Genomic DNA, 12,068 nt, shown 5'->3' on the forward strand with positions numbered 1-12,068 from the left:
TGTGCAAGCAGACGCTGGCGCTCTGCAAAGAATGCTGGCGAGCGCAGGTGCCCATCTCTCTGCAGCGTATTCTGTTGCAACGCTTCAATATCCCTCAAGGCATTGCCTACGTTATCCAGGTTGTTCTTGAAAATACTCGCGCCAACGCCAATAGCGTTCGAGCCGTAGGTCAGGAAGGCCTGGATGACATCACGGTGTTGCACCATGAAATCCGCTTCTTCCGGGCTAAGCGTTTCAATGATCTGGTTGGTCTTGGCTGCCACATCCATGAGCAAGGCTTCTTCACGGCTGCACTGGTAGTTGCTGGGGTCGCTCAGCACGATCATCGAGCCCGCTTTGACGTCGCGCAGGTTAGGGTTGAGCAGCTTGAATTTGCCCATCACCGCCGGGTCACGCAGGGTGAACAAGGAGCCTTCGAGCTGTTCGCGGGTGGTGCTCTTGGGCACGATGTAGAAGCCTGGTTCCTGGGTTGCTGCACTGCCTAAGGAAACCGGCTTGGGAGTGCTCGACGCAGACGCGAAACCGGCTGAACGTGGTGCTGCCGGGTTGCCGGCGAAAGGTGTGGTCGGTTGGGGCGAGGCCCCTGTGGTCTGGGGCGCAGCACTGCTACGCGACTCATAAGTGGCGTTAAAAACCGACGGGATCAACCTGGCTCTGCACGGGCAGGTGCTGTAGCTGTCCAGCGAGCCCGCCACGATCCTGCCATGACTGCTGATGTAGGAGACGCCTCCCACGATCTTGTAGGTTTCGTCGTTTTTGCCGCAGGAAACGCGGTCGCCTTCACGCGCATGGGCGATGCCAAACATCATGACGCGTGTGTCGGCTTCCAACACCTTGCCGCCGCAAGTGGTCTCGTCACCCAGGCGAATGAAATGTCCTTTGGCCATTGCTGATCTCCCTCTCTGCTGGCGCCCCAGTCATGGAAAGCGCACCACTGTTAACCATCGATAAGCCGACTCGGGATGAGTGGCTTAACGCAAAGTACGTGGACAGAGAGGTAATTCAAGATGGTCTAGAAAATCAGGAAATGCCTTACGAGCTGGACGGAAAAGGACCACGGAAACGGGATGACTAACGCCGGTTTTCGGTCCTGGCACGCCAAAAAAAACGGCCCGCACCTTGAGGCTGCGAGCCGTTCTTTCATCAGCGACGGGGAGCGTTCACCCCATCACTTATCACTTGTTCAAACGGAAATCCGCCTCGGCAGCAGCAAAGCGCGAAAGCATGCCGCTAGTCGGCGTGCCCAGCTTGCTGACGATGTAGATCGCCAGGCTGGCGAAGATGAAGCCAGGGATGATTTCGTACAGGCCCAGCAGTTCGAAATGCTTCCAGACGATCACGGTGATCGCGCCGACCAGGATGCCGGCCAGTGCGCCGTTGCGGGTCATGTCTTTCCAGATCACGGAGATCAGTACGACCGGACCGAATGCAGCGCCGAAACCGGCCCAGGCGTAGCTCACCAGGCCCAGTACGCGGTTTTCCGGGTTGGCGGCCATCGCGATGGCAATCAGGGCAACCAGCAGCACCATGGCGCGGCCGACCCAGACCAGTTCAACCTGGGAAGCGGATTTACGCAGGAAGGTCTTGTAGAAGTCTTCGGTCAGGGCGCTCGAGCACACCAGCAGCTGGCAGCTCAGGGTGCTCATGACCGCCGCCAGAATGGCCGACAGCAGTACACCGGCAACCCATGGGTTGAACAGGATTTTCGCCAGTTCAATGAACACACGCTCGTGGTTTTCGGTCACAGGACCGGCCACATCAGGGTGCGCCGAGAAGTAAGCGATGCCGAAGAAGCCTACGGCCACAGTGCCGCCCAGGCACAGGATCATCCAGGCCATGGAGATGCGACGGGCCTTGGCGATCGACTTCACCGAATCGGCTGCCATGAAACGCGCCAGGATGTGCGGCTGGCCGAAGTAGCCCAGGCCCCAACCCATCAGCGAGATGATGCCGATGAAGGTGGTGTTCTTCAGCATGTCGAAGTTGCTGGCGTCTTGCGCTTCGATGGCCAGGAACGTGGTGTCGACACCACCGGTGGCCAGCAGCACGATGATCGGCGTGAGCAACAGGGCGAAGATCATCAGGGTCGCTTGTACGGTGTCAGTCCAGCTCACTGCCAGGAAACCGCCGACGAAGGTGTAGGCAATCGTCGCCGCAGCGCCGGCCCACAGCGCAGTCTCGTAGGACATGCCGAAGGTGCTTTCGAACAGACGGGCGCCGGCCACGATGCCGGAAGCGCAGTAGATGGTGAAGAACACCAGGATCACGACGGCGGAGATGATCCGCAGCAGGCCGCTTTTGTCTTCGAAACGACTGGAGAAGTAGTCCGGCAGGGTCAGCGCATCGCCGTTGTGCTCGGTCTGCACACGCAGACGGCCAGCGACGAACAGCCAGTTGAGGTACGCACCGACGATGAGGCCGATGGCGATCCAGCTTTCGGACAGACCGGACATGTAGATCGCGCCCGGCAGGCCCATCAACAACCAGCCGCTCATGTCGGAGGCACCAGCGGACAACGCGGTCACGACGCTGCCCAGGCTACGGCCGCCCAGGATGTAATCGGAAAGGTTGTTGGTAGAGCGATAGGCCATGAAGCCGATCAGCACCATTGCTGCGATGTAGATCACGAACGTGATCAGGGTTGGATTGCTTACGCTCATTTAAGTGACGCCCTGGCTTTGTTTTTATGTAGCGGCGGCTGGTGAACCGCTGGCAAACGGTGACGTTTGACAGGCGATCCGGGATCCCGCGCATTTATGACTGATGTTTCCCCAGGAAAGCCATCAGCCGGAGCACCCGAATCGAGTTCGGGTTGCACCTTGGGCGCGAATGCTATTCAACAAAGCAAATAAGGTGCAACCAGTTTCTCGAGAATAAGTTGCACCTAGTCGGAAATAAATTTCAAAACCGGTTTTTTGCTCCTTTTCGGAGCAAGAAGAAGGAGCAGCCACCCTAAAAAGCACCAAGCAGAGGCGGCACTTGCGTACCAGAATTTATTTCCTGACGAGCTGCGTAACATTCCGACAAAAAAAGGGTTGCACCAGGTTGCACCTCAACAGTCGCGCGGCTAATCTTGCCGCCAGCTGATGCCACGCAGTCGTGGCAAACATGAGGATAAAAACATGGCTACCACCACCCTTGGGGTCAAACTTGACGACCCGACCCGCGAACGCCTCAAGGCTGCCGCGACCTCGATTGATCGCACGCCGCATTGGCTGATCAAGCAGGCAATCTTCAATTACCTGGAAAAACTCGAGGGTGGTGCAACCCTGTCCGAGCTGAACGGTTTGACCAAGGATTCCGACGACAGCGTCGACGCGCCTCTGGATCACGCCCACCAGTGCTTCCTCGAATTCGCCGAAAGCATCCTGCCGCAATCCGTACTGCGCGCTTCGATCACTGCCGCCTACCGTCGCCCTGAGCCGGAAGTGGTGCCGATGCTGATCGAGCAGGCTCGCCTGCCGGCGCCTATGGCCGAAGCCACCAACAAGCTCGCTGCGTCTATCGCGGAAAAACTGCGCAACCAGAAGAGCGCTGGCGGCCGTGCCGGTATCGTTCAGGGCCTGCTGCAGGAATTCTCCCTGTCGTCCCAGGAAGGCGTGGCGCTGATGTGCCTGGCCGAAGCGCTGCTGCGCATCCCGGACAAAGGCACCCGCGACGCCCTGATCCGCGACAAGATCAGCACCGGCAACTGGCACCCGCACCTGGGCAACAGCCCGTCGTTGTTCGTCAACGCCGCGACCTGGGGCCTGCTGCTGACCGGCAAGCTGGTGTCCACGCACAACGAAGCCGGCCTGACGTCGTCCCTGAGCCGCATCATCGGCAAGAGCGGCGAGCCGATGATCCGCAAGGGCGTCGACATGGCCATGCGCCTGATGGGCGAGCAGTTCGTCACCGGCGAAACCATCGCCGAAGCCCTGGCCAACGCCAGCAAGTTCGAAGCCAAGGGTTTCCGCTATTCCTACGACATGCTCGGTGAAGCCGCACTGACCGAGCACGATGCGCAGAAGTACCTGGCCTCGTACGAACAAGCCATCCACTCGATCGGCAAAGCGTCCCACGGTCGTGGGATTTATGAAGGCCCGGGCATTTCGATCAAGCTGTCCGCCCTGCACCCGCGTTACAGCCGTGCGCAGTACGAGCGTGTGATGGACGAGCTGTACCCGCGCCTGCTGTCGCTGACCCTGCTGGCCAAGCAATACGACATCGGCCTGAACATCGACGCCGAAGAAGCCGACCGCCTGGAGCTGTCGCTGGATTTGCTCGAGCGCCTGTGCTTCGAGCCGCAACTGACTGGCTGGAACGGCATCGGTTTCGTCATCCAGGCTTACCAGAAGCGTTGCCCGTACGTGATCGACTACGTGATCGATCTGGCTCGCCGCAGCCGTCATCGCCTGATGATCCGCCTGGTGAAAGGCGCGTACTGGGACAGCGAGATCAAGCGCGCCCAGGTCGAAGGCCTGGAAGGCTATCCGGTCTACACCCGCAAGGTGTACACCGACGTGTCCTACATCGCTTGCGCACGCAAACTGCTGTCGGTGCCGGAAGTCATCTACCCGCAGTTCGCCACGCACAACGCCCACACCCTGTCGGCCATTTATCACATCGCCGGTCAGAACTATTACCCGGGCCAGTATGAGTTCCAGTGCCTGCACGGCATGGGTGAACCGCTGTACGAACAGGTTGTAGGCAAAGTTTCCGAAGGTAAGCTGAACCGTCCGTGCCGCGTGTACGCACCGGTCGGCACCCATGAAACCCTGCTGGCCTACCTGGTGCGTCGCCTGCTGGAAAACGGCGCGAACACCTCGTTCGTCAACCGGATTGCCGACCAGTCGATTTCGATCCAGGAACTGGTAGCCGACCCGGTAGCCAGCATCGAGCAGATGGCGACCGTGGAAGGTGGTTTCGGCCTACCGCACCCGCGCATTCCGCTGCCGCGTGACCTGTACGGTGCCGAGCGCGCCAACTCCAGCGGCATCGACATGGCCAACGAACATCGTCTGGCTTCCCTGTCCTGCGCCCTGCTGGCTACCGCGCACAACCACTGGAAGGCCGCGCCGATGCTCGGTTGCGCGTCCAGCAGCGAACCCCCCGCGCCAGTGCTGAACCCGTCCGACCTGCGTGACGTGGTTGGCCATGTACAGGAAGCGACCGTCGAAGACGTCGACAACGCGATCCAGTGCGCCCTGAACGCCGCGCCAATCTGGCAGGCCACCCCGCCGGCCGAACGCGCTGCGATCCTGGAACGCGCTGCCGATTTGATGGAAGGTGAGATCCAGCCGCTGATGGGCCTGTTGGCTCGCGAAGCCGGCAAGACCTTCGCCAACGCCATCGCCGAGGTGCGTGAAGCCGTGGACTTCCTGCGTTACTACGCGGTGCAGGCACGCAACGACTTCACCAATGACGCCCACCGTCCGCTGGGCCCGGTGGTGTGCATCAGCCCGTGGAACTTCCCGCTGGCGATTTTCAGCGGCCAGGTAGCTGCGGCACTGGCAGCCGGTAACCCGGTCTTGGCCAAGCCTGCGGAACAGACTCCGCTGGTCGCTGCTCAAGCCGTGCGCCTGCTGCTCGAAGCCGGCATTCCCGAGGGCGTGCTGCAACTGCTGCCGGGTCGCGGCGAAACCGTCGGCGCTGGCCTTGTGGGTGACGATCGCGTCAAAGGCGTGATGTTCACCGGTTCCACCGAAGTCGCTCGTCTGCTGCAACGCAACATTGCCGGTCGCCTGGACAGCCAGGGTCGTCCGATTCCGCTGATCGCCGAAACCGGTGGCCAGAACGCGATGATCGTCGACTCTTCGGCACTGACCGAACAGGTGGTGATCGACGTGGTTTCCTCGGCCTTCGACAGCGCCGGCCAGCGGTGCTCAGCCCTGCGCGTGCTGTGCCTGCAGGAAGATTCCGCCGACCGCGTGATCGAAATGCTCAAGGGCGCCATGGCTGAAAGCCGCCTCGGCAACCCTGAGCGCCTGTCCGTGGACATCGGCCCGGTGATCGACGCCGAAGCCAAGGCTGGCATCGAGAAGCACATCCAGGCCATGCGCGACAAAGGTCGCAGCGTGTACCAGGTGGCCATCGCCGACGCCGAAGAAGTCAAACGCGGCACCTTCGTGATGCCGACGCTGATCGAACTGGAAAGCTTCGACGAACTGCAACGGGAGATCTTCGGTCCGGTGCTGCACGTGGTGCGCTACAAGCGCAAGGACATCGATCAACTGATCGCGCAGATCAACGCTTCCGGCTACGGTCTGACCCTGGGTGTGCACACCCGCATCGACGAGACCATCGCCAAGGTGATCGACAACGTCAATGCCGGTAACGTCTACGTGAACCGCAACATCGTCGGCGCCGTGGTCGGCGTACAGCCGTTCGGCGGCGAAGGCCTGTCGGGTACTGGTCCGAAAGCCGGTGGCCCGCTGTACCTGTACCGCCTGCTGTCGACCCGTCCTACCGATGCGATCGAACAATCCTTCGCCCGAGGCGACGCGATTGCCGCACCGGACGTTCGCCTGCGCGACGCCATGAGCAAGCCGCTGACCGCCCTGAAAGCCTGGGCCGACAGCAACAAGTTCGCCGACCTGAGCACTCTGTGCGTACAGTTCGCCGCACAATCGCAAAGCGGTATCACCCGCGTTCTGGCTGGCCCGACCGGCGAGCGCAACAGTTATGCGATCCTGCCGCGTGAGCACGTGCTGTGCCTGGCGGAAGTCGAAGGCGATCTGCTGACGCAACTGGCGGCAGTACTGGCTGTCGGCGGTTCGGCGGTATGGCCGGAAGCTGAGCTGACCAAGGCTTTGTTCGCCCGCCTGCCGAAAGACATTCAGGCACGCATCAAACTGGTGTCCGACTGGAACAAGGATGAAGTGGTGATTGATGCAGTTCTGCATCACGGCCATTCCGACCAGTTGCGCGCGGTTTGCCAGCAAGTGGCCAAGCGTGCCGGCGCCATTGTCGGGGTTCAGGGCTTGTCGCAGGGTGAGACCAATATTGCGTTGGAGCGCCTGGTGATTGAGCGGGCCTTGAGCGTTAACACTGCTGCGGCGGGTGGTAATGCCAGCTTGATGACCATCGGATAAACCGCAACACGATCGGGCAGCTGCGGCTGCCCGATCTTTGGAAGCAAGATCAAGAGATCGCAGCCTTCGGCAGCTCCTACACTGGAATGCGTTTCCCTGTAGGAGCTGCCGAAGGCTGCGATCTTTTGCTTCTCCATCACGCTCATCAATCATCCTGTTCAACCACTATTCCCACGCCTAGACTCGGCCCATCCCAACAAAAGGTAGGCCGCCATGTCCGAGACGTTGCTCAGTTCCCGCAATCTGGCTTTCGAGCTGTATGAAGTCCTCGATGCCGAGGGCCTGACCCAGCGTGAGCGTTTCGCCGAGCACAATCGCGAGACCTTCGATGCCGCCCTCGGCACCGCCCGCAACATCGCCGAGAAGTTCTTCGCCCCGCACAACCGCAAGGGCGACGAGAACGAGCCACGCTATGAAGACGGCAAGGCGATCCTGATTCCCGAAGTGAAACCGGCGGTGGATGCCTTCCTCGAAGCCGGTTTCCTCAATGCCGCGCGCAGTTTCGACGCAGGCGGCATGCAGTTGCCTACATTGCTGTCCCAGGCCTGCTTCGCCCACTTTCAATCGGCCAACGCGGCGACAACGTCCTATCCCTTCCTGACCATGGGCGCGGCGAACCTGATCGAAAGTTTCGGCACCGAAGAACAGAAGCGCCGCTTCCTGCAACCGATGATCGACGGTCGCTTCTTTGGCACCATGGCCCTGACCGAACCCCATGCGGGCTCGTCGCTGTCGGACATTCGGACACGGGCCGAGCCTGCGCCGGACGGCACCTATCGACTCAAGGGCAACAAGATCTTCATCTCCGGCGGCGATCATCCGCTGTCGGAAAACATCGTGCACATGGTCCTGGCCAAGCTGCCGGATGCACCCGCCGGGGTGAAGGGCATTTCGCTGTTCATCGTGCCCAAGTTCCTGGTCAACGATGACGGCAGCCTTGGCCAGCGTAACGACGTGCTGCTGGCAGGGCTGTTCCACAAGATGGGCTGGCGCGGCACCACGTCTACCGCGCTGAACTTCGGCGATAACGGTGAGTGCGTCGGCTATCTGGTGGGCAAGCCGCACCATGGCCTGAGCTACATGTTCCAGATGATGAACGAAGCGCGGATCGGCGTCGGCATGGGCGCGGTGATGCTTGGCTACGCCGGTTACCTGTATTCCCTGGAGTACGCCCGCGAGCGGCCGCAGGGTCGCGTGCCGGACAGCAAGGACCCGAACACTGCGCCCGTGGCGATCATCCAGCACGCCGACGTCAAACGCATGCTGCTGACCCAGAAGGCTTACGTCGAAGGCTCGTTCGACCTGGGTTTGTACACCGCCCGCCTGTTCGACGACACCACCACCCTCGACACCGAAGCCGAACGCAAGCAGGCCCATGAACTGCTGGACCTGCTGACGCCCATCGCCAAATCCTGGCCGTCGGAGTTTTGCCTGAAAGCCAACGAGCTGGCGATCCAGATCCTCGGCGGTCACGGCTATACCCGCGAATATCCGGTGGAACAGTACTACCGCGACAACCGCCTCAACCCGATCCACGAAGGCACCCACGGCATCCAGTCGCTGGACCTGCTGGGGCGCAAACTGGCACAGAACGGCGGTGCCGGGCTTAAGCAACTGATCCGCCTGATCGCCGACACCACCGAGCGCGCACAGGCCCATGAATCGCTGACTGCACTGCGTGAGCCGCTGGAGAAACTGGTGGCGCGCCTGCAAACCGTGACCATTGGCCTGCTGACGGACCTGGCCCAGGGCAAGGTCAACAGCAGCCTGGCGAACTCCGCGCTGTACCTGAAAGTGTTCGGCCATGCGGTGATTGGCTGGCGCTGGCTGGAACAGGCGATTCGCGCCGAGGAAGGGCTGGCCAAGGGGAATGCGGCGGATGTGAGTTTCTATAAAGGCAAGTTGCAGGCGGCACGGTACTTCCTGACCTGGGAAGTGCCGGGTTGCCACCATGAACTAGCGATTCTTGAGGCGCGGGATGATGTTTGCTTGAACATGCAGGATGAGTGGTTCTGATCCAAGTCTTGAGGTGCAGCTGAAATCCATTCGCGAGCAAGCCCGCTCCCACAGTTGAAATGCGATCCACTGTGGGAGCGGGCTTGCTCGCGAAGAGGCCCGCACCGACAACCCATCAGCTCAAGCGAAACCCACCCATCTGCCGCGCCAGATCATCCGCCAACCGCTGCAACGTCTGACAATCCTCCCGGCAAGCCCTGACCTCCCCCGCCGTCGCCCGCGCCAGGTCGGAAATCCCCTGCACGTTGCGATTGATCTCCTCGGTCACCGCCGACTGCTCTTCAGTCGCCGTCGCCACCTGGTGGTTCATGTCGCTGATGCGTTCGACCTGCCCGGTAATCGCCGTCAACGAGGCCCCGGTGCGCTGGCTCGACTCAACCCCCGTGCCCGTGGCCGCTTGCCCGGAATGCATCGAAGACACCGCGTTCTCCGCGCCCTGTTTGAGGCTGCCGATCATCTGCTGGATCTCATCGGTGGAAGCCTGGGTACGCCGAGCCAAAGTGCGCACTTCATCGGCCACCACCGCAAATCCGCGGCCCATGTCCCCGGCCCGCGCAGCCTCGATGGCGGCATTGAGCGCCAGCAGGTTGGTCTGTTCGGAAATCCCGCGAATCACCGCCAGCACCTGATCGATCGATGCCACCTGATTGGCCAGCTCGCCCACGGCGCTGGCGGCGACACCGATTTCGTCGGACATGCTTTCAATATGGCGGATCGAACCGCCGACCACTTCCCGAGCCTGCAGGGCTTCATCCCGGGCGTTTTGCGAAGCGACTGCCGCGTTGCCGGCGTTTTGCGCAATTTCCTGCACGGTCAAGCCCATTTCGTGAACAGCGGTGGCAACCATGTCGGTCATCTCCTGCTGGCGCCCGGAACGCTCTGCGGTGTTGTCCACCACCCGCGCCACCTGGCCGACTGCGGTGCGCAAGCGTTCGCTGGTGGCCAGCACTTCGCCGATCATCTCGCGCTGGCTATCAAGGAACCGATTGAAGCCACGCGCCAGATCGCCCAGTTCATCGGCGCGACTGGCATCCAGCCGATGGGTCAAATCTCCACCACCGCTACCGATGGCGACCAGCGCCGCTGTTACCTGACGAATCGGCCGTACCAGGCCACGGGCCAGCAACACCACCAGCAGCAGGCACACCAGTGCCACCGCTAGGCCAATACCGCCGCTCATCCACATGGCGCGACGGGCCTCGGCGTAGATTTGCGCCTGTGGCACTTCGGCCACCAGGGTCCAGCCGAGATCGCGCAGGGGCAGGCTCAATGCCAGGAAATCTTCGCCATCGCGCTGGAAGTTGCTGCTCGCTGCGTTTCCTTGACTCATGACCGCTTGCGCCGCAGGGCCACCCACCTGCTCAGCCAAGGTGCGTTTGCCACTGAATTGCGCTTCAGGATGGACCTGGATCAAACCGTCGGAACGCACGAGATAGACCTTGCCGCGCTCACCGAAACTGAAGTTGTGAATCAGCTCCGAGAGCCCTTTCATGCTCAGTCCCAGCCCGGCGACGCCCACAACCTTTCCTGCCTTCTCGACTTTAAGGTCGATGAACAGCGCCAATTCTCCGGTGGCCGTGTCGTTGTCGATATTGAGCGTGCGCGGCTGGTTGCTGTCGAGAAACGAGTAGAACCAGGCGTCTTTCGGATTGGAACGACTGAGGGTCCGGTCCAGGCCTTTTTCGTTGAAGTAATGATTGGACGCGGTACCGACGATAATCGTGGTAAAGGCCTTGTGCTCGGCGCGGATGCCTTCGAGATAGGCAGTAAAGGTGTCGACCTGGGCACTGTCTTCACCCGCAGCCAGCCAGTCACGCACCATGCTGTTGCTGGCGATGTCCTTGGCGGCGGTGAGGGGTTGGACGAGGATGCGTTCGATGTCGTTGCGCATCGCTTCGATGCTCGACGGCAGCGCCTGTTCGACCAGATAGCGCTGGGCGAGGCGGTTGACCACGAGGGTATAAACGCCAACCACGATCACGATGCTGACCAGCAGGGCGGTGCCCATGCTCAGGATCAATTGCCACTGAATACTGCGACGCCAGAACTGCATGGAGCACCCCCAAAGAATAAGAGGCTGAAACACTGCAACAGCCGTGCCGATTGTATACAACTAAACCGACAATTTATTCTTTGGTTGTGCGCAAAGCCGATCAGGCCTGATTGATCGTCTTGGAGATCACTTCAACCGTGGCGCTGACTTGCTCTTGGTAACGGTCGAGTTCCTGTTTGTGCTGCTTTTGCATTTCGATCTGCTGGGAACACAGATTCATCGCCGCCAGCACCAGCAGTCGGTCACCGATCAGGGTCGGGTACTTCTTTTTGGTGTCGGCCAGGGCAGCTTTCAGCATCAACGCAGCGTCCAGCAGGGTCTGCTCTTCCCCGGCCGGTGCCTTGATCGAATAGTCTTCCCCCAGGATCGAGACGACTTTCACACCTGGGCCGTAACTCATGCGTTGACAGGGCCAGCGCTGACGCGCTCAACCAGGGCCTGGATGCGTGCAACGGTGGCGCCTTGCTTCTCTTCCTGTTCCATCAGGCTCAGTTGCAGGCTTTCGTTTTCGTCCTTGGCCTGGGCCAGTTCGGCGCTCAGGGCCTGGTTAGTGCCGACCAACGCCTGGTTCTGTTGCACGAGGTCGCTGACCAGTTGTTCCAATTGGCTTAGGGATGCTTCCAACATTTTGATTTTCCGGGCATTTTCAAAGGGCGCGTACGATAAAGAAAAGTCACGATGGATGCCAGGGTTATGCGGGCGCAAGGCCTTGATTTTCCTGGCCGGTGACCATTCTCGCGAACTGTAGAGACTGTGATTGGCCGATCTGGTTCCTGCACTTCGTCGCCATGGTGCAAATCCACGAGCATCGACCGTGTGCCCCTGCAAAGCTTTTTGACAGCATCACATTTCAACAGGTTAGAATCGCTGGCACGCAGACTGCATGGTCAGTTTGTGCCCGCTTTCCAGCCTTCCGGAGTACTGCC

7 protein-coding genes and 1 pseudogene are annotated in these 12,068 nt (G+C 60.8%); 2 read left to right on the top strand and 6 right to left on the bottom strand.

Features of this window, described 5'->3' with window-relative positions:
* Together SOP95_RS04970 and putP are read right to left on the bottom strand one after the other, a co-directional pair.
* The coding region (locus SOP95_RS04970; protein ID WP_323606444.1) for a PAAR domain-containing protein at positions 1-887 on the bottom strand (887 nt) is incomplete at its 3' end.
* A 288-nt stretch (positions 888-1,175) separates the two neighbouring features.
* Complete coding sequence (gene putP / locus SOP95_RS04975) at positions 1,176-2,660, bottom strand: sodium/proline symporter PutP (RefSeq protein ID WP_323606446.1); 1,485 nt, start codon at positions 2,658-2,660, stop codon at positions 1,176-1,178.
* A gap of 462 nt (positions 2,661-3,122) precedes the next feature.
* On the opposite strand from putP, the gene putA reads away from it, so the two are divergent.
* Positions 3,123-7,073 (top strand): trifunctional transcriptional regulator/proline dehydrogenase/L-glutamate gamma-semialdehyde dehydrogenase, encoded by a 3,951-nt coding sequence (putA, locus tag SOP95_RS04980; RefSeq protein WP_323606448.1) that lies wholly within the window; start codon positions 3,123-3,125, stop codon positions 7,071-7,073.
* A gap of 213 nt (positions 7,074-7,286) precedes the next feature.
* Positions 7,287-9,089, top strand: a complete 1,803-nt coding sequence (locus SOP95_RS04985; RefSeq protein ID WP_323606450.1) for an acyl-CoA dehydrogenase — start codon at positions 7,287-7,289, stop codon at positions 9,087-9,089.
* A 115-nt stretch (positions 9,090-9,204) separates the two neighbouring features.
* Here SOP95_RS04985 and SOP95_RS32100 read toward each other — a convergent pair whose 3' ends face one another.
* The 4 genes and pseudogenes from SOP95_RS32100 to SOP95_RS05000 all read right to left on the bottom strand — a co-directional run bounded on the left by SOP95_RS32100 (position 9,205) and on the right by SOP95_RS05000 (position 11,769).
* Entirely contained in the window at positions 9,205-10,050 is an 846-nt protein-coding gene (locus tag SOP95_RS32100; RefSeq protein WP_406591508.1) for a methyl-accepting chemotaxis protein, read from the bottom strand.
* Positions 10,051-10,068: 18 nt separating this feature from the next.
* Positions 10,069-11,142, bottom strand: a pseudogene (locus SOP95_RS32105) (HAMP domain-containing protein); the annotation flags it as partial.
* A 100-nt stretch (positions 11,143-11,242) separates the two neighbouring features.
* Positions 11,243-11,542: a cell division protein ZapA gene (locus tag SOP95_RS04995; RefSeq protein ID WP_046819903.1), complete on the bottom strand. Its 300-nt coding sequence runs from the start codon at positions 11,540-11,542 to the stop codon at positions 11,243-11,245.
* Positions 11,539-11,769, bottom strand: a complete 231-nt coding sequence (locus SOP95_RS05000) for a hypothetical protein (RefSeq protein ID WP_046819963.1) — start codon at positions 11,767-11,769, stop codon at positions 11,539-11,541. Before SOP95_RS05000 ends, SOP95_RS04995 begins: the two co-directional genes overlap by 4 nt.
* Between the last annotated feature and the right edge of the window lie 299 nt (positions 11,770-12,068).

It is taken from the genome of Pseudomonas sp. YuFO8 (genome assembly GCF_035065025.1).
GTDB classification, from domain to species: domain Bacteria; phylum Pseudomonadota; class Gammaproteobacteria; order Pseudomonadales; family Pseudomonadaceae; genus Aquipseudomonas; species Aquipseudomonas putida_AE.